Annotated in this window: 20 protein-coding genes; 1 reads left to right on the top strand and 19 read right to left on the bottom strand. The window is 44.0% G+C overall.

Features of this window, described 5'->3' with window-relative positions:
• Window positions 1-218: 218 nt before the first annotated feature.
• From pseI to hag, 9 genes are all read right to left on the bottom strand, one after another.
• Complete coding sequence (gene pseI / locus ACTRXI_RS03680) at window positions 219-1,259, bottom strand: pseudaminic acid synthase (RefSeq protein WP_474261136.1); 1,041 nt, start codon at window positions 1,257-1,259, stop codon at window positions 219-221.
• A 14-nt stretch (window positions 1,260-1,273) separates the two neighbouring features.
• Window positions 1,274-1,936, bottom strand: coding sequence for a formyltransferase family protein (locus tag ACTRXI_RS03675; RefSeq protein WP_474261135.1), 663 nt, complete (start codon window positions 1,934-1,936; stop codon window positions 1,274-1,276).
• A complete protein-coding gene (gene pseG / locus ACTRXI_RS03670) occupies window positions 1,933-2,994 on the bottom strand; it encodes a UDP-2,4-diacetamido-2,4,6-trideoxy-beta-L-altropyranose hydrolase (protein ID WP_474261134.1) in 1,062 nt (353 codons plus the stop codon). The genes ACTRXI_RS03675 and pseG overlap by 4 nt, the downstream gene beginning before the upstream one ends.
• Window positions 2,991-3,728, bottom strand: a complete 738-nt coding sequence (locus ACTRXI_RS03665; protein ID WP_474261133.1) for a cytidylyltransferase domain-containing protein — start codon at window positions 3,726-3,728, stop codon at window positions 2,991-2,993. The genes pseG and ACTRXI_RS03665 overlap by 4 nt, the downstream gene beginning before the upstream one ends.
• A 12-nt stretch (window positions 3,729-3,740) precedes the next feature.
• On the bottom strand, window positions 3,741-4,907 hold the full coding sequence (pseC, locus tag ACTRXI_RS03660) for a UDP-4-amino-4,6-dideoxy-N-acetyl-beta-L-altrosamine transaminase (protein WP_474261132.1): 1,167 nt from the start codon (window positions 4,905-4,907) through the stop codon (window positions 3,741-3,743).
• Between the two features lie 15 nt (window positions 4,908-4,922).
• The gene (pseB, locus tag ACTRXI_RS03655; RefSeq protein WP_474261146.1) at window positions 4,923-5,909 is read right to left on the bottom strand and encodes a UDP-N-acetylglucosamine 4,6-dehydratase (inverting); all 987 of its coding nucleotides are present in this window, start codon (window positions 5,907-5,909) and stop codon (window positions 4,923-4,925) included.
• A gap of 3 nt (window positions 5,910-5,912) precedes the next feature.
• Complete coding sequence (locus tag ACTRXI_RS03650) at window positions 5,913-7,799, bottom strand: motility associated factor glycosyltransferase family protein (RefSeq protein ID WP_474261131.1); 1,887 nt, start codon at window positions 7,797-7,799, stop codon at window positions 5,913-5,915.
• A complete protein-coding gene (locus tag ACTRXI_RS03645; RefSeq protein ID WP_474261130.1) occupies window positions 7,786-8,394 on the bottom strand; it encodes a hypothetical protein in 609 nt (202 codons plus the stop codon). Before ACTRXI_RS03645 ends, ACTRXI_RS03650 begins: the two co-directional genes overlap by 14 nt.
• A 214-nt stretch (window positions 8,395-8,608) precedes the next feature.
• Window positions 8,609-9,511 carry a flagellin Hag gene (gene hag, locus ACTRXI_RS03640; RefSeq protein ID WP_474261129.1) on the bottom strand — a complete coding sequence of 301 codons (903 nt, stop codon included), beginning with the start codon at window positions 9,509-9,511 and terminating at the stop codon, window positions 8,609-8,611.
• Between the two features lie 279 nt (window positions 9,512-9,790).
• On the opposite strand from hag, the gene ACTRXI_RS03635 reads away from it, so the two are divergent.
• Window positions 9,791-10,258, top strand: coding sequence for a competence protein ComK (locus tag ACTRXI_RS03635; RefSeq protein WP_474261128.1), 468 nt, complete (start codon window positions 9,791-9,793; stop codon window positions 10,256-10,258).
• Window positions 10,259-10,731: 473 nt separating this feature from the next.
• On the opposite strand, the gene ACTRXI_RS03630 is transcribed toward ACTRXI_RS03635, so the two are convergent.
• The 10 genes from ACTRXI_RS03630 to ACTRXI_RS03585 all read right to left on the bottom strand — a co-directional run bounded on the left by ACTRXI_RS03630 (window position 10,732) and on the right by ACTRXI_RS03585 (window position 18,690).
• Window positions 10,732-11,436, bottom strand: coding sequence for a response regulator transcription factor (locus ACTRXI_RS03630; protein ID WP_319630876.1), 705 nt, complete (start codon window positions 11,434-11,436; stop codon window positions 10,732-10,734).
• A 350-nt stretch (window positions 11,437-11,786) separates the two neighbouring features.
• On the bottom strand, window positions 11,787-12,014 hold the full coding sequence (gene csrA, locus ACTRXI_RS03625; protein WP_022793397.1) for a carbon storage regulator CsrA: 228 nt from the start codon (window positions 12,012-12,014) through the stop codon (window positions 11,787-11,789).
• On the bottom strand, window positions 12,008-12,460 hold the full coding sequence (gene fliW, locus ACTRXI_RS03620; RefSeq protein ID WP_474261127.1) for a flagellar assembly protein FliW: 453 nt from the start codon (window positions 12,458-12,460) through the stop codon (window positions 12,008-12,010). Before fliW ends, csrA begins: the two co-directional genes overlap by 7 nt.
• A 113-nt stretch (window positions 12,461-12,573) precedes the next feature.
• A complete protein-coding gene (flgL, locus tag ACTRXI_RS03615) occupies window positions 12,574-13,473 on the bottom strand; it encodes a flagellar hook-associated protein FlgL (protein ID WP_474261126.1) in 900 nt (299 codons plus the stop codon).
• A gap of 18 nt (window positions 13,474-13,491) precedes the next feature.
• Window positions 13,492-15,093, bottom strand: coding sequence for a flagellar hook-associated protein FlgK (flgK, locus tag ACTRXI_RS03610; protein WP_474261125.1), 1,602 nt, complete (start codon window positions 15,091-15,093; stop codon window positions 13,492-13,494).
• A gap of 33 nt (window positions 15,094-15,126) precedes the next feature.
• Window positions 15,127-15,612 carry a flagellar protein FlgN gene (locus ACTRXI_RS03605; protein ID WP_474261124.1) on the bottom strand — a complete coding sequence of 162 codons (486 nt, stop codon included), beginning with the start codon at window positions 15,610-15,612 and terminating at the stop codon, window positions 15,127-15,129.
• Window positions 15,613-15,660: 48 nt separating this feature from the next.
• On the bottom strand, window positions 15,661-15,927 hold the full coding sequence (gene flgM, locus ACTRXI_RS03600) for a flagellar biosynthesis anti-sigma factor FlgM (protein WP_474261123.1): 267 nt from the start codon (window positions 15,925-15,927) through the stop codon (window positions 15,661-15,663).
• A gap of 133 nt (window positions 15,928-16,060) precedes the next feature.
• Window positions 16,061-16,465 (bottom strand): TIGR03826 family flagellar region protein, encoded by a 405-nt coding sequence (locus ACTRXI_RS03595; protein ID WP_474261122.1) that lies wholly within the window; start codon window positions 16,463-16,465, stop codon window positions 16,061-16,063.
• A 58-nt stretch (window positions 16,466-16,523) separates the two neighbouring features.
• Window positions 16,524-17,240: a phosphoribosyltransferase family protein gene (locus ACTRXI_RS03590; protein WP_474261121.1), complete on the bottom strand. Its 717-nt coding sequence runs from the start codon at window positions 17,238-17,240 to the stop codon at window positions 16,524-16,526.
• Window positions 17,233-18,690, bottom strand: a complete 1,458-nt coding sequence (locus ACTRXI_RS03585) for an ATP-dependent helicase ComFA (RefSeq protein ID WP_474261120.1) — start codon at window positions 18,688-18,690, stop codon at window positions 17,233-17,235. Before ACTRXI_RS03585 ends, ACTRXI_RS03590 begins: the two co-directional genes overlap by 8 nt.
• Window positions 18,691-18,694 lie beyond the last annotated feature (4 nt).

Here is an 18,694-nt window from a genome sequence, read left to right as displayed (position 1 = left end):
ATCCGCATGAAGTACAGACAAACGTTGTTTCCCGAAACAAGTGGTCTATCTTAATTGGTGAACGTTGATCTATCTTATTTGGGAGAAAGTGATCTATTCTACTTGACGGTTACAGGGGCGTAGAAACGGTTCTCTAAATGAGTAACGCGAACGTTAATGAGTTTTTTTTCTAGCCCATTAATTGATACATAATGTGAAATTTAAATTTTATTAAAAAACTATAATTTTAATGGCTCTCCTTTGGTGAAATTTTTTGAAGCTTTTTGTCCAATAATTTGGTTGAAAAACTTAGGAGCTAACCCGTAACCCGGACGTACTATTTTTAAATTTTTTCCCGAAAATAACTCTCCTGTTTCAATATCTTGGGAAACGTAAATTGAGCGACGAAATTTTAAAGAAGCTTTTTCGTTCTCAGTGGGACCATAGGTGATTTTGCCAAGGCTTTGCCAAGCTCGTTCTGTTTCTTTAACTAGCATACTCATCTCCATTGGTTCTAAAGAAAAATCTGCATCCACGCCCCCATCGGCCCTGGAATTCGTAAAGTGTTTTTCGATTACTGTAGCTCCTAGAGCCACACTAGCTGTAGCAACTCCAATACCCATAGTGTGATCCGAAAGGCCTACTTGGCATTTGAAAAGCTCACCCATATGAGGAATAGTGTTAATATTGGTATCTTCTGGTGTTGCCGGATAAGTACTTGTGCACTTTAATAGTATTAGGTTTTGACACCCTGCATTTCTTGCCGTCTGCACAGTTTCTTTTAATTCTTCTATTGAAGCCATACCTGTAGAAACAATCATCGGCTTCCCTGTTTTAGCTACTTTTTCAATTAGCGGCAAGTGGGTATTCTCAAAAGAAGCGATTTTATACATCGGGATCTTGAGAGTTTCCAGGAAATCGACTGCCGTTTCATCGAACGGTGAACTAAATGGTATCATTCCAAGTTCCCGACACTTTTCAAAGATTGATTCATGCCACTCCCAGGGAGTATAAGCTTCTTGATAAAGACTATGAAGGGATTTTCCTTTCCATAGACTATTAGAATCACTGATGTAAAAATCCTCCGAATCTACATTTAAAGTTAAAGTGTCTGCTGTATAGGTTTGCAGCTTTAATGCATGAGCCCCAGCCATGGCTGCTTCTTCTACAATATGTAAAGCCCTTTCAAGTGATTGATTATGATTGCCTGACATTTCTGCAATGATGAATGGAGGCTCCCCATCTCCTATCTTTCTTCCTTCTAAATTAAAAGCATTCAATTTTTGACCCCCCTCTATTTCTTTCCTCTATTATCTTTTTCGATTTTTATCAAATATGTTTCATTATTATAAACAAAAAAAGCAGGATATTTTTCATTATCTACGGTTCTCAAAAGTCTTATTTGGCTTGCTATCGTTTCATCAATATTTAGTTCACTATCTTTTGGTTTTCTTTTAGGGTAATAACTAGCTGTTCCTTTTTGTTTTTCGCCCTCATTTATAATATCTGGATATTCATTTATAAATTTGATACATAAATCAATTATGACTTTCTCTTGTTTTTCTCTTATTTCATCAATTAATTCATTTCCTGAAAAAAATATTTTTTCTTTCAAATAAATGGGTCCACTGTCTACAGTCTCACATGCTTCAAAAAGGCACATTGTAATTTCATTCTTACCTTCTAATATTTGCCAAGTTACTGGAGACCATCCTCTTCCTTTTGGAAGATCACTACCATGAACTACGATATTATGAAGATTTCTTTGTAAAGTTGACGAACTTACCAACTCTTCGCAGCTTAACAAGAAAACAATGTCTCCTTCTGAAATAAGAGCGAGGTCATGAATCCAACTTACATTATGTCCTTTATCTAAAAGTCTATTTTTCAACTCAAAAATATATGAATTACTCCAACTCTTTTTATCGGAAACAATTGTAATATCATAACTTTTCATTTTAATTTTTGCACCACTCTTTGTACGCCTTCTCCATCACTCAATTGCCTGCTTATTTTGATTAATTGAAGGCGATATGTATAATTATCAATTAAATTGATTAAAGCTTGCTCTATATCCTCTACACTCACATTTGTACTTCTACCCATATTAGTTACCGCACCCAAATTTGCTAAGTTTTCACTAATTTCCACCTGGTTTTCAGCAACATTAATAACAATAGAGGCTAGACCTACACAACATCTTTCCCACGTCGTGCTGCCTCCAGCCCCGACAAATAAATCTGCTTTCCTCATTAATTCCCCCATATTTGATACATTAAAAAAATAATTCATATTAGGAATATTTTCTATTTTATTTTGGATTTGTATTTTGCGTGGGTTAGACACACCTATAATTACGTCAACTACAATATCAGAACGTTTCAACCTTTTTATTGCTTCAATTGTCTTACCAGTTTCATCAGTAAGATCGCTCCCCCCAAAAAACACCAAAATTCTTTCTACACTTCTCTTAGGAGGCGAGACAATCTTTCTCACTTCTTTAAACTCTTTTCTTAAAAGTGCGTAGGAAGGACCTAGTAGTAAATCACAATTTTCACTTACTAATCTTTGATATCTTTTTTTCGTATCAATATAATAATTTTGATCAAGTAATATATCACATATATGCTTTCGATTAGCTAAGTCATCAATTACCAAAAGTTTTTTTACATTTTTCTTAAGTTTACTTTCCCAACGATAGTCTATCGCATAATGATCAACCACAAGAAGGTCTATCGGAAAGAACTTGCGCAAACATTTAAACGTTTTTTCCGCATCTTCTTCTTGAGTGCTGAGCAACCAGTTATTAATATTATTTTTAGGCTTTTCTATTTTAAGAACTTGAAACCCTTTTTTATTTATTAATTGTTCTAGATGCCCCGGATGATCACTAATAACGAATATCACTTCATACATATACTTTTTTAATTCTTCTGCCAGGGTTAAACAACGCATAACATGGCCAGTTCCTATTTCTATAGAACCATCTACTCTTATAGCTGCCGTTTTCTTCATGGCTTCACCTGAATTTTCTTTTGCTCTACTGCTGAATTAATAGCAGTTAATTCCGGTTTTTCTTTCATTAATGCTAGTATGTCCTCTAGATAAAACTTACAACTTTCATATGAAAATGCGGCTAGAATTTGCTCAACTAATTCTAAGTCTTCTATCGTGTCTACAGTACAACGATAACTGCTTTGATCACTTTTATAAGTTACTTCATGAATATTAAAAAGTTCCGGGTGAAAATAAATATAAGGAGTGACATGCTCCCGTTCAAATGACTTCTCTGCTTCCAAATGAGCCTTCTCTAAAGCTTCAAAAGTAAATATTTCAGCATCCATTCCTCTCGGGTAGGAGCGGGTTAATGTATTTGAAACATAATCATACCTCCCATTCTCGAAAGTACTTATAATCTCATCTACTACTTCAGGATCAATCAACGGGCAATCAGACGTTATTCGTACAATTTGGTTTGCTTTATACGAAATAGCTGTTTCATAATAACGAGATAACACATCTTCTTCAGAACCTCGATAAAAAGTAAGTTCGTATTCCTCACAAAAATTAATAATGGGGGCGTCCTTATCCTTTACAGTAGTCGCTATAACTATATGATCAATCTTTGTACTTTGTTGTAACCGTTCCACCTCATAAGCTAATAAGGGTTTTCCATTAATATTTCGAAGTGCTTTCCCCGGCAGGCGGGTGGAGCCCATTCTAGCTTGAATAATACCAATTGTATTCACCTGGAGCACCTTCTATCTTGAATATTGTTGAACTACTTCTTCTACAACATTACTTACGTCCAAAACATCCTGATCACTCATAGCAGGGAAAAGAGGTAATGATAACATTTCTTCGTATAAAGCTTCAGCTTTTGGATACCTTTCTCTTCCGTAACCTATTTCCTGGTAGTAAGGTTGGTAGTGGACAGGAATGTAGTGAACATTTACTCCAATGTTCTTCTCTTGAAGTATTTGAAAAATTTCTCGTCGTCCAACGGTCAACATGGAAAGGTTTAAACGAATAATGTATAAATGCCAGCTTGATTCACCCTCTGCCATTTGAAAAGGGAGCGTCACACATGCTATTTTTGCAAAAGCTTTGTTATATGAAGCAACAATTTCTTTTCGGCGCTTTATAAATTGATCTGCTTTTTTTAATTGGCTAGCACCTAGAGCAGCCTGAATATCTGTCATTCGCGAATTCCGACCCAAAAATTGCATTTCATAGTACCAGGGCCCTTCATTTCGTTCCAATTTCGCTGGTTCGCGAGTAATTCCATGAGAACGAAACTGCAAAAGAAACTCGTAGTAATCACGATTATTTGTAGTAATCATTCCACCTTCCCCTGTGGTAATATGTTTCACAGGATGAAAACTAAACATAGTCATGTCACTAAGAGCCCCTACTTTCTTATCCTTGTACAATGCTCCAACTGCATGAGCCGCATCTTCAATAACTATAAGAGCATTTTCCGCCGCTATACGATTTATCGCTTCCAGGTCTGCAGGCTGGCCAGTAAAATCTACAGGAATAATAGCTTTTGTTTTCTTTGTGATTTTCTTTTTCACCTGTTCAGGGTCAAGATTATATGTGTCTTCCTTAATATCTGCAAAAACTGGCTTCGCTCCTTGATACAAAATGCAATTGGCACTGGCGACAAACGTCATAGGCGTAGTAATAACTTCATCACCTTCACCAACCCCTGCAGCAAAACAAGCTGCATGAAGAGCATCTGTACCATTAGAAAAAGATACAGCATAAGCTGCATCTACATAAGCTGCAAATTCGTCCTCGAATTGTTTTACTTTAGGACCCGTGGTCAAGTAGTCACTTCTTAAGACATCTACAACAGCCTGGATATCCTCTTCATCAATACATTGTTTTCCATAAGGGAGATAGCTATCGCGCGTATAACTCATTTATTTAGACCTCCCTTACTTTTTGATGCTTTCTTTATAATTAAGTTGCTCTCTCAGTTCTTCTACGGTCAGCCATTCTTCATTCGTATTACTAATGTAGCCAAACCCTTCTTCTAGTGGCAAGCCTTTATAAAAGCCTTCAGTACCCCACCAAGGAAATTCTGGTTGTATTAAATAATATGTATCGTATTCTAACGTACGCCTGGCATCGTCTTCTGTAATCATCGCTTCATGAAGCTTCTCCCCTGGCCTTATACCAACTAATTCGATTTTGCAATCTGGAGCAATAGCTTTAACTAGATCCGTAACCTTCATACTTGGAATTTTCGGTACAAATATTTCTCCTCCATGCATTCGTTCCAGACTATCCAACACAAATTGAACACCATTCTTTAAAGTCAGCCAAAATCTTGTCATACGCTCATCAGTAATTGGTATAATACCAGTGTGCTTCATTTTTTCAAAAAATGGCACTACGCTTCCTCTGCTTCCTACTACATTACCGTATCTCACTACAGAAAATTTCGTCTCTTTTTCCCCTACATACGAATTAGCTGCTACGAATAGTTTATCTGAAGCTAATTTAGTTGCTCCGTACAGATTAACCGGGCTACACGCCTTGTCAGTGCTTAATGCAATAACTTTTTTGACGTGACAATCAATAGCTGCTTCAATAATGTTTTGAGCCCCGTTAATATTCGTTTTCACTGCTTCAAAAGGATTGTACTCACAAGCTCCTACATGCTTCATAGCTGCAGCATGTACAACTATATCCACTCCTTCAAAAGCTCGGTATAACCGGTCTTTATCTCTAACATCTCCAATGAAAAATCGAACCCTTGAATCAGTAAATTCCTGGCTCATTTCATATTGTTTAAGTTCGTCCCGGCTAAAAACAATTACTTTCTTCACATTAAGATTTAAAATATTATTAATAAACGCTTGGCCAAAAGAACCAGTACCGCCCGTAATTAAAATTGTTTTATTTTCAAATTCCAATATGTATCAACTCTTTTCTGCTAACTCTATTTCTTGATCTTTTTGAATTTCTGTCATTACTTCTATATATATTGGCAATAATATTTCCAGGTTTTCTTTCATTAAATTAATATAAGGCTTAAAAGCTTCTACAATCTTTTTTCCTTTTTCTAAATTATCTTTCTCAAAACGAAGTTCTTCCACTTTATTACCCACTATCTTATTTTGAACTCTAGCCATAGGTAATAAAAATAATGTGTAGAAATCCATATTAGTAATTTTTTTAAACTGATCGTCGAACTGATTAAATAAAATAGACAATGATTTGGTAGACAAAGCATCTTTTGAACTGTTTATTTTGTTTAATGTTTCTCCAATACTATTCAACAACTTTGTAAGTTCATTAATATTTTTATCCATTTTAATTTTGGACTTTTGGAATTCTTTTAATTCCACAGGAAAAGTTAAATTTTCGTACCAATTTACATTTACTTGCGGTTCTTCTAGTTTTTTTTCTATCACTTCCTGCAAATCCAAGAAAACAGTGCCTTCAATGTTAGCTCCTTCTTGAGTCGTATTTATGAAATTTGTGTTCCTAAAAGCACGAATAGTATTTTCCAATCCAGCTTTCATTCTTAAAAAGCTTTCATTTGTTTGTATTTCTTCTCCCGTCACACTTTTAACCTGCAGCAGATCATCCCAAGAATAATCTATTTCTTTATTAGGATTTCCCTCGTAGTTTACCCCTTTAGAGTAGTGCTTCCCATCTAAATATGCCAGGTTCTGTCCGACAAATATAACCGGATCACTTCCTAATTTTGACAATAATTCTGTTGTGACAACAGCGATTGATGGGGCATCTTTGACTTTTGGAAGTCCAAGTTTTTTGTTTGATTTTAGGAAATATGATGAAACTGTGTCCTGTGTAGTAATCATACAAGCTTTTGGGCCACGATATTTTTCAAGAGTTTCGCATCCAACACTTGTCCCAAATATCATAGGAATATCAATATCGGCTTCCTTATTAATCGCTTTTCCAAATACGATATGATTATGAGGTTGAGGATCGTATGTACAGACTGCATCAGGGTAAATATCGTATTCTACTAAAGTGTTATTTGCAGAACCAACAGCGAAAATATACGCTAATTTATTTTCTTTTATATATCTTAAGTTATCAATTTCTTGATATAGGGACGGCCCAGCTGCAACTATAAGCACTGGTCTATTTTTAAAAAGAGCCTTATTTTCTTTCTGAAGTATGTTTGGGGTTTTAACTGTATGTTTTAAGTTTATTAAACTATTTATTGTCCATAACTTCTCATAGGCATAATTAGTTTTTAAGTTAGATCTTGTATCTTTTAAATAACTGACAAATAGATTTAGAAAATTTTGGTATTCTTCTTTAAAAACTCTTTCATAACTAGGTAGAGAAATGAATAAAACATTATGCGATAATTCATCGGAGTGTTTATGAAAAAATTCTTCTCTTCCAACGTTTAGAGTTTCTACGAATAGTTGTTTAATAGAATTATTTCCTAATATATGTATAGATCTCGTATTAATTAGACATTGAAAAATATCTTCTTTTGGTTCATACAAAGTGAGGGATAAATGAGGATACTGCTTAGCTATTAATTCAACATGATACCCAAGACCTACGCCATAAAAAAATATATGAGTTTTTTCATTCAATTCTTTTGAAAACTTTCTTACGAGGCTTTCTGCCTCGCGCCAGGGATCATATTTACTGTGTAAATACATATCTTCACCATTTTGTGTAAATTTTAATGTCGGTGCCCCTGATTTTGATTTTTCAATATGTGTATTTTGCTCTTCAGAATTATTCCTTAAAGTATTTCGAACCTCATAAAAATTTTTTTGAAGAAAAGCAATATTTTCAGTGTAAACCATAACGTACACCTTCCAAGTAAATGATATTCTGCGCTGCTTTTCGAATCTCGACAAATAAAGGTTCAACTTCATAACTAAGTATATCAGCAAACAAGATAGTATCTTGATTCTCAAATACTGCTTCTACTTCTTTTATTACATTCTCTAATTCAACTATTTTAGTCTGCACTTTTTTCCAGTTTTCAGGTTTGAATTTTAATTGGTTAATAGTTTTAACCGTTGTATAAATCCACTCAATTCCTTCAAGGAACTGAACCGTTTTTGTAGAACCTATTTCTTGTTCATTACTATACAACTCTTCTATAAATATTTTGACTTCTGGTAATGCCCGCTCGATATAAGCTTCAATCGAATTTAGAGACTCCTGGATTATTGCAGATTCTGTCTTAAAAACAGCTTCAACTTTTTTTAATCTCAACAGATTTTCTCTAAAGTATTTTTCATATTCGTTAAATACTTCTGAACCGTCAATAACAAAATGTGTGAATAAATAATCAGTATTTTTTAAAGCTTCATTTACTTTGTTTTCAATAGTTTGAAGACTTTGAATTTCATTACTCAATGTTATTGTTTTTCCTTGAATAATAAGTTCCATAGAACCTTTTCCTCTCTAACTTTAATCGTATTGTTAATAAATCTATTTTACTACATGAACTAATATATTATTTTTAATTATTCATTTTTATTAACATATAACTACATAATTTTCAATCACACATAGGAATATATTCTCAGTAATAATTTTTCGCTAAATGACTAAAAGAATTCAAATTAATAAAGAGGCTTCGGATGTCCGAAGCCTCTAGATATTACTGAAGTAATTGAAGGACTGATTGAGGTTGTTGATTGGCTTGAGCAAGCATAGATTGAGAAGCTTGTGAGAGAATATTGTTCTTTGTCATATTCATCATCTCTTTCGCCATATCCACGTCCCGGATCCGAGATTCAGCAGATTGAAGATTTTCAGCTGAAGTACCTAAATTATTAATTGTGTGCTCTAAACGATTCTGGTAGGCTCCAAGCTTTGAACGCTCACTGGAAACTCTCTCAATAGCGTCATTAATAGTAGTAATTGCTGTATTGGAACCACTTTGAGTTTCAAGCGCTCCCGTTCCAGAAGCAGGAGTTTTTAAATCTTGAATACTGCTTCCCGAAGCTATACTACCACTAGCGTCAGCTGTGCCTAAGCGAGCAGTATCCATTGATTCGATAGAGAGTTCAAGATTTTGGTCTGAGTTCGCCCCAATTTGGAAAGTGAAAGACTGAGCAGCACCGGTGAAATCGCCTCCACTATCTTTTGCCCCTAATAAATTTTGCGTATTAAATTCAGTATTTCCTGCTATACGATCGATTTCGTCTACCAATTGGTCAAGTTCTTTTTGTAACTCTCCTCGATCTGTTTCTGTATTTGTATCGTTAGAAGATTGAACAGCAAGTTCTCTCATACGTTGTAAAATACTATGAGTTTCATTCAAAGCTCCTTCTGCAGTTTGAATCAATGATACGCCATCCTGCGCGTTACGATCTGCCTGCTCTAAGCCACGAATTTGGCCTCGCATTTTTTCACTGATTGCAAGTCCCGCTGCATCGTCGCCAGCACGATTAATCCTTAGACCAGAAGATAGCTTTTCCATTGAATCACCCATATTGTTCTGGTTCGAGCTCATTTGACGCTGTGCGTTCATCGCGCCTAAGTTGTGGTTAATAATCATTGTAAAATTCCTCCTTGAATGTGTAAGTACTTTCCACGTCCTTGTGGTAAGCCTATGTCACAGAATTTGCTTTTACGCCCGTACGCTGCGTTTCGGCATTTCCTGCTTACACTCCTTATATCGGCTGTTCGGTTTAAGTATTTAGTATTTTCTGGCATTCTCTTAAAATATTCTTTTAGTTATATTATGCAAAAAGTACTAGTTATTTTCACATAGCATTCGTATACTTATTTACGGGCATTCCAGTGGGGCAATAATTTAGTCAAGGATGGGGTAACTATGAATAGTTTTATTGTTTTGGAAGAGTACGAAGTAAATGAAAACACGATGGCGATTGTGCCACATTTTGAAGGAGAGGCGAAAAGTATTATATGGGAGAAGGACGGGGCTCGTATTCCGGCTTCGTGTACGCCGACCGCTATTATTAAACGGGGGTGTCTGCGGGGAGGATCTTCTTTTGAAGGACGAAGCGAAGCGGTGAAGCATTACTTACATATCCGCAAGAAGCTGCCGGTGCCCGTGAATCCATCGGAAGGCATTTATGCGTTTCCGATTTCATCGCTGCGCGATCCGGAAAACATCTGGATTTTTTATAACCACGTGCAGCCCGGGCAGTTTATTACTTCAGATGATGGCACTTTAATTCAGTTTACCGACGGTGCTTCTCTTCCGACAAAAGCGAGTACCTTTATGATCCAGCAGCAGCTGTTTCGTACTGGTCACTGCCAGAGCATGTTCACCGCCTAAAAAGCAAAAAAAACAGAGCAGGGAGTATTGGGGACTCCCGCTCTGTTGATGTTTGCTTGGTTAGAAAAGTATAATGCCTAAAAAAATTCAGCGACGTTGCTGTCTAGCTACGATGCTATGATTCTAAGAAGTAGTTTCAAGACTGCGTCAGCATGTTCGCTAATAATACTAAAAGTCATGCCGGGCTGAAATATAGAGCACGGCATTTTTTGATGCGTGAATTCCGCCGCTTGAGCCCTCGGGTTATTTAACATAGACTTAAGCGGCATTTTTGTGCTCTCTTAAACTGTCCAGCTACGCCACCCAGCCGTCTGGAGCGGCTGTACAGGGTAGCTTCGCTTTTCGTGATGTCTAGCTTCGGTCCGCAGTCGCTCGTTCCGTTGACCTTCCCTGCCTTCCTTGTTTGACAACAAGTCCAGGCAGGGCGTGGTCAGCCGTACGAGACTCCTGAACGGCGGACCTACGCCTTTCTATCACGTAATAAACTCGACCCAGTTTTCTTCGATCGCACGCTTGATGGTGTGCGTGCGATCATTGGCCTGCATCTTTTTCGTCAGGTGGCTGACGTGGTTGTTGACGGTGGCTACTGCCAGAAAGCATTCCTCGGCAATTTTGCGGTTGCTTTTGCCTTCGAGGATTTTTTCCAAAATCCTGATTTCTGCTTCGGACAGCGTGCCGCGTGCTTTATGCACGTCGAGTTCGAGCTGCTGTTCGGGGGGTTCTTCCTGAAGCTGGTTCATGCGGCGGTACCGTTCAACGACCTGCGGCTGAAATACCGGGTCGATGTACGTCTGAAACTGCGTGGCGCGCATAAAATGCTTGCGCCAGTCGTCTTCTTCGCGCTCGGCGGCAAGAAGCATCGTCACCTCCTGGCAGATGAATTCATCCACCAGATGTCTGAGCCGCTCCGGCAGGTTCACACCAATCCTGCACGCGGACCCGACCCGTTTTGCTTCCTGCAGACGCACAAACGCATCCAAATCACTGCACGCTGTGTAATAAAGCGTGTCCTTCTGCAGACCGCGCTGCATGAGCGTGGTCCACTCTTCCCCATTCGTGCGCACAGCCAGCTTCCCCATTGATTCTGCTGCCTGCGGCAGTACTTCTGATCCCTGCAGGTCGATAAATAAAATCGGTACCCTGCTTCCCGGGATGTTGCGACTGTAAGTCCTGGCCATTATGTATTCCTCCTGAGACCTCACCGAAAGTGATGTTTTTTTTGTTGAACACACTTTCCCCAAGCATGCCCTCTGCGTTTTTGTCTGTTGATTTCTCTCTGTAAACTGCAGCAGGACAACCAATCCCCTGAACTCGAACGACCGTATACAAATTCTACCTTTTTTTCACAGGTCCCGACAAGAAGCCCTATGACCCTAGGCATTTTCCACTTATCGTAAATTAATTATATCATAAATATGAATAAAGAACTATAATATTTCCTTATTGTTCATTTTTTAGATACATTTCCATATTTTTTAGTATTTTTATTAGTTCGTAAGTTGTATGTAGTGAATGAATAGCCATTTAATTATTTTTTGATATTTTCCGATAATTTCTGCAAAAGCGTAATATCACCCGCAAGTGACTGCCGGTTTTCCTGCTGAATAGAAACGTATACTTCCTGGCGATGTATATCAATATGCTCCGGGGCATCGATACCCAGCTTCACCTGGTCTCCTTCTATTCCGAGTACAGTGATCGCGATATCATCCCCGACACGAATTGATTCTTTTTTCTTTCGTGTGAGTACTAACATGATCCTGTGCCTTCTTTCTGCGTCCGCTGAAACAGCAGATGCTTCGTCTCGTACGGCGACTGTGCCATCGGCCACTGCTTGCCGAGCTTTTGTTCGACGTTAATAATAAGCGGTGCCTGCAGATTCGCCGTACTTTCTTCGAGTGTGTTTGCAAGCGTCAGTGTGACATAGACAAGTACCTGCTCCGGGTTTTCGATATGCAGCTGTTCCGTGACTGCGTCCGGTACTTCAAGCTCATAGTCCGGGAAAAACACGAACGGGTCGGCGGTAATAAACGCAATGTGCGCGTGTTGCACGGACTGCATAATAAACAGGCTGCCGCTGTCGTCGAACGGAAGAAAAACAAAGTCCCGTTCGTCTTCAAACGCCGGAATACCCTGCGCAAAACGGGTAATATCCTCTTCTTCAATTGTGACAGCACCTAAATGCTTCGTTTCGATTTCCACTCCTCTGCCTCCTTGTAAATTGAATGCCTACGCGAAACAGATGACAGTCACAAAGACCAGTATACTGAATCGCTCTTCATAATAAAACAGATTTTCCCACATTTTATAAAATTTTATCTTAAAAAGTCCATAAGCGTCGTCTGCATGATACGTCCGGCCGAAGCGAGAGCTGCCTGGTGCACGGTCTGCTGGTTCGTTAAATTGGTAATGACTTCTTCCAAATCGGCGTCTTCGTTGTTGGACATGATTTTGTTGGAAATGACCTTTTGATCGGCAAGCCGGCTTTCAATCATTTCAATCCGGTTCGAGCGCGCGCCGAGTTCGGCCCTCTCATTCACTATGGTGTTCATCTGCTTATCGAGCGTGCCCAGGTATTCCTGCAAATCCTCACCGGTCGTATCTGGATTTTCCAGATCGGCCTGCAGCTGTTCGAGTTCGGCAAACAGCTGCTCGTTAAACACCCCGCCCGGCGTGGAGCTCACCTCGATGTTAATGCCCTTCATGAGCTCCATTTCCACTGCATCGCCGTGACCGGTAAAGCTGTCCGCCGTTACGCCGTTTTCGGCCGCATTCGTGTCAATCGGCGGATTCGTCGTATTGGAGCCGTTAAAAATGTATTTGTCGCCGACCTTCGAATTGGCGGAGCTGATCAGCTGTTCCTTCAGCTCGCTGATTTCTTTGGCTATATTGCCGCGCTGTTCGCCTTCATACGTGTCGTTCGACGCCTGAGTAACGAGCTCGCGCACCCGCTGCATTACCTGGGTCGCTTCCCCGAGAGCGGCGTCACTCGAATCAAGCCAGTTGTGAGCTTCACCTACGTTCCGTTCAAACTGCTCCACCTCCCCGACCTGGGAGCGGTACCGCATCCCATTCATGGCGACGACCGGGTCCTGGGAGGCACGGGTAATTTTCTTGCCGGTGGACAATTGGTCCTGCAGGTTCATCATCTGATCGTAGCTCTGGCTGATATGGCCGTTGGACCGCTGGCTCATCATCTGCTGGGTGACTCGCATACTCGTTTTCCTCCTTTTTTAACGGCCGACCAGACCCATGTTGTTGATGATACGGTCGAGCATTTCGTCAAATGTCGTCACGCTCCGGGACGCCGCGTTATAGGCGTGCTGAAACTGGATCATGTTGGCCATTTCCTCATCCATGCTGACCCCGCTCACCGACATGCGGCGCTCATCGGCGCTTGAGGTCAGCGACTGGGTAATGTTTGTTTTCTGGTTCGCTTCGCTGGCGTCAACAGCCATCTGGCCAATCACGCCCTGGTAGAACCGCTGCACACTGGTGGAGTTTTCATTTCCTGCACCAAAGTTCAAATCCGCGTCCTTCACGTTGGCCAGGTTCAGCGCGTTGCTGCCGTTGCCCGCGTAGCCGGTGCCGTTTTCCGAGGCAGAGGCTGCGGCGATATTGTTCAGGTCCGCTTTTACATCGCCACTGACGCGCAACGCACTCGCTGCTCCCTTCGATTCAAGAACATTTGCATCAAATGTGAAAAAGTCTATGCCCACGCCCTTCGTGCCTGCTTCCACGTCGTTCATCGTCCACCCTTCCTGGTGGACATCGTTCAGCGCGTTCGCGAAGGTCGTAACCATTGTATCGATGTTATTCAGCATGTCCGGATACAGGCCTTCCACCTCCCCGGAAACATCGTTTCTGTAGCCGTATGCCTCATGCAGCCCCTGCATGCTGCCGCTCGACTGCATAAACGCGTTGGTATTTGCAGACGGATTGTCGATGTTCGTTCCCGCCTTGCCATTTGCCCACTCGAAGCCTGCTGTTTCCACACGCCCGTTCCGGCCGGCGGATTTTTCCACACTCACCTCCTGGTACGCAAGCGCATTGCCGTCCACGAGCTTCTGCAGCCGGTCCCCGGTGTCGCTCGTCATGAAAATATCGACGGTGCCCTCAGCGTTGCTGTTGGCCTTGCCGCCGCTCGGATTGCGCTTCACTTCCACAGTCGTCATCGACGAAAGCTCGTCAATCAGCCGGTCGCGTTCGTCATACAGATCGTTTGGCACCTTGCCGTGCGGCTCCACGCCGGCGATCTGTTCGTTCACGCTGCTGATCTGGCTGAGAAGCGAATTAAACTGGCCGGTTTCATTATCAATCTGCGCGTCCAGGTCGGTTTTGTTCGCCTGCAGCGAGTTGGATATGTAGGAAAAGGTGTCGACCATCGCCTCCCCGCGCTGTCGGACGACCGAGCGTGCGCCGGAATCTTCCGGATTGGACGAGAGGTCCTGCAGCGACTTCCAGAATTCGTCCATCGCGTTGGCGACGCCTTCATCAGTCGGCTCGTTCATCAGATCCTCCATCCGGGAGAGGTTTTCGTTTTTCGTTTCCCAGTAGCCGAGCTTGGCATTTTCGCCCCGGTACTGCACGTCAAGGTACTGGTCGCGGATGCGCGCCACCGTGTTGGAGTCCACGCCGGTCCCCATCTGGCCCGGGGTGCTCGGCTGGTTCATGCCGGCTTTAGAAAAAGCATCACTCTGCTGCAGGTCGACCCGCTGACGTGTGAACCCCGGCGTATTGGCATTGGCAATGTTATGTCCCGTCGTCTGCAGCGCGTGCTGCTGGGCAGTGAGTGCCCGTTTCGCTGTTTCAAGCCCCATGAATGTCGAAGTCATGCGTGTTCCTCCCCGTTTCTATGTACCTGCTGCTTATGCCCGTGAATCAAAAACCGAGTATTCCCGCTTTGAGCGCTGCGGCGTCTGTCCCTGCCGGCCGTACTGGACCGATTCCTGCGGCTGCATGGCACTCAGCATCACCTGCGTGTATTTCATTGCATCCTCAAGCATGGCGCGGTTCAGCTCCTCCTGGTTCTGCAGGGCGGCCATCACCTGAATCAGTTCGTACTGCAGCGCTTCGAGCTGCGTTCGTTCCTCCGCGTCTGCAAGTGGCTTTAAGGCGTCAATGGATACAGATTCCTCAGGGCTCGCGCCTGCAAGCGCTGCGGCCTGCTGGTGGCGCTCACGCTCGATCCGGGTAATGCGCTGCACCTGCCGGCGTTCGTCGCGGACAAGCTGCTGCAGGGATTCTGCGTTACCGTTTTTCAGCATCTGCGTCTTCTGTCCGGACATGCCGAGCAGCACTCGGTGCTCTTCGATCAGTGCGTTCAGCTGTTCTATTACTATCTGTACGCTCATGCGGTCGCTCCTTTATGTATATGTATCAGCAGGCCGGAAATAGGCCTGCTACTGATTATTCCAGTAATCCTGCATTTTCTTTGCCGTCTCTTGCGGCCGCACCTCGTACGTGCCGTTTTCAATCTGGGCCTTCAGCTGTTCAACCTTTTCCTTCCGGGCCGGGTCAATAGCCTCTGACTGCTGCAGCTGTTTGGCTGCGCTCGAAATTTCGACGGAGTCTTTCTTACCCCCCTGCTCGCCCTGCGGCGGCTTCTGCTGTTGGGCGGCCTGGCTGCGGTATATGGCATTAGCGGAATGCGCGGAATGAATTTTCATCTGTTAAGTCCCTCCCATCCGGACGTTACGCTCCGGCTGATTTGTTACTCTTTATATCGGCCAGATTGTCGTCGTTTTCCTTGGTACTTAAGACTTAAATTTTAACATACATACATGCTTTTTGACTCATTCATTATTCCCACGCCCGGTACGTCGCCCGTGTGTCTTTAATTTTTTTGGCTTCCCACTCTTTCTGCTTCGCCTCCGCCTCCAGGCCTGAGGAAATACGGCCGCTGCACGTGCGGCAGAGCCGGTGCTCACGGATCGGTTCGCCGCACCCCTCGCACGGATAGCTGAAGTTCGGCAGATGCGCCAGATTCAGACGCCCTTCGCGGATGTAGCGGAAAATATCTTCCTCGCTGACTCCGGTGGCCTCAGTGACCTCAAGAATCGTCGACTGGCGATGCCTGCTTTTTCTTACGTGCGTGTATACTTTTTGGAACCGTTCTTCCTCCACCCGGTGGCATTCCGGGCAGACCGAACGAAGCGCCTGCACAAACAAATTGCCGCATGACGGACAGTTTTTTAATTCACCCATGGTTCGTTTCTCCTTTGACTCATTGTTGCTTTTTATATCGGCACAACCAGCCCGGAGTTTAAGCACGGATTAACGTAAGCGATGCCGTCGAAGCAGCTCCTGCTGCTTCAAGCACGCCTGCCGCTTCGCGAACCGTCGCTCCGGTTGTATAAATATCATCAATGATCAGAACGTTTCGGCCAATAATTTTTTCAGGAGCAGGCACGGTAAATCCGCGCACGGTTTCCAGTCGTTTCTGTTTCGTCTGCTTGCTTTGCTTTTCGCCATCTCCCGTCCCCCGTTCGAGTGCTGAAACGTATGGAATTTTAAGACCGGCAGCAAGCACCTCCGCCTGATTAAAACGTCGCTCCTGCAGCCGCTCTGTAGCAAGCGGAACCGGAACCGGCATAAAACCCCGAAAATGCTTCCGGTACGCGCGGCGAAGGTCGTCATAAAACGCAGCGGCCATCACCGCGTCCCCGCGGAATTTCCACCGGGTTGTCCACGCCTTCATCCAATCATCGTAATGAAACAGCGAAACGTTTTTCACCCATCTCTCAGCATTTCCCCGCCGGCGCCACCCGGTGCAGTCGGAACACAGATCCCCATTTCCGTGCACCGAGCACTCCGGACACACCGCCCCGGTAATTACAGGCAGCTGCCCGGAGCAGGTGTCACACAGCTGCGCCTGTTTCCACGCAAACAGATTATTGTACGTCCACGACATCTGCAGCCGCTTCCGGCAGGAAAGACAGTAGCCTCTCGTAAAGGATAAAAGTGGGCCATCATCATTCATTGGGCGCCGCCTCCTCCCGGTTCATCGCTTCAATATGATGAATCGTCTGCTGGATCGCTTTCGTACGGCCGTAATGGAAGAAAACGACATCGCCCTCCGGTCGTTCCGGGTTCCGTCCGGCTCGGCCGGCGATCTGCACAAGAGCGCTTTCGGTGAAAATATCATCATCGGCACCCAGCACTGCCACGTCCGCCTTTGGAATCGTGACGCCGCGCTCCAATATCGTCGTTGTTACTAGAATATCGAGATGCCCTTCCCGGAAAGCAGTAATTTTTTCCTCACGCTTTTCATCCTCGGCGTGCACTCCGTCGCAGCGGAAGCCTTCTGTCCGGAGGGCTTCCACCGCCGGCCGTATAACCGCCACCGATGGAACAAATATAAAGAGCGGGAAAGCCCCGTCCCGCCTCCGGCACCACTGTACCAGCGCATGCGGCAGCCGCCCGCGGGAGAGCTGCAGTCTCCAGTTTCCGGCCCACCGGCACACAGGCACCGGAAGCGGCTGCCCGTGAAACCGGCGCGACACCCGCACATATGCGAGACTTCCGCTTTTCATCCGCCGCTGTTCGTTCTTTCCGGGGGTCGCACTTAAATACACTACTGCCGCCTGTGGGCGGCATGCTGCCCGTACAGCCATTTGGAGACCCGGGTCAAACACATAAGGAAACGCGTCCACCTCGTCGATTATCGCCAAATCAAAGGCGTGCTTAAACCGGCGCGCCTGGTGGGCCGTTGCGAGCACAAGACGCGCTCCCGGAAAGGCATCGGAACTGCCGGCATACCAGGCTGCAGCCGGCACATCTGGAAACACGCCGGAAAGTCTCGGATACAGCTCGCGCACGACGTCTGTCCGCGGCGTCGCCCACAGCACCCGTTCACCCCGGGCAAGTGACTCAGCCACTGCCTGAAACATCATTTCAGTTTTGCCCGCGCCACACACCGCCCAAATGTACAGCTCCTGCTTCCGCCTGCCGGCTTCAACAGCAGCAAGGGACGCCTGTTCCTGTCCGGACGAGAGCCGCCCGTTCCATGCCAGCGGATCAGAAAATACCGGGGCCGCTTCGGCTCCCGTCCAGTAGTAAAGCGGCGTACAGGCCGACACCCGTCCCATTTCGAGACATTCCCGGCAATAGACGCACCGCTTGCGGCCGCAGGCACATGCATGGGCACCGAACAGTTCAGGGGTTTGATTGCTGCAGCGCAGGCATCGCCAAAAAGAGCGCTGCTGCGTGATGCCGGGCACCTTCTGCAGCATTCCTGTCTGCACATAGGTATCAATGATTTGTTGATCGCACGGAAGCTCCTGGGCGAGTAGCGCCCGACCGCTGCAGTGGGCCTGCATCTGTTCGTGTTCAGGTAAGGATAAAGCAGAGGATTCAGAAACGGAAGAAATGGAAGGAAAAGTTGGCTCCGGCCGTCTGCTGCCGGTAAACCAGGTAGATAGTATATTCATGGGA

The organism is Marinococcus sp. LNHM4E3-1, from assembly GCF_056034405.1.
The sequence above is the reverse complement of the archived record's forward strand: the minus strand, read 5'-3'. Positions and strand labels throughout refer to the sequence as shown.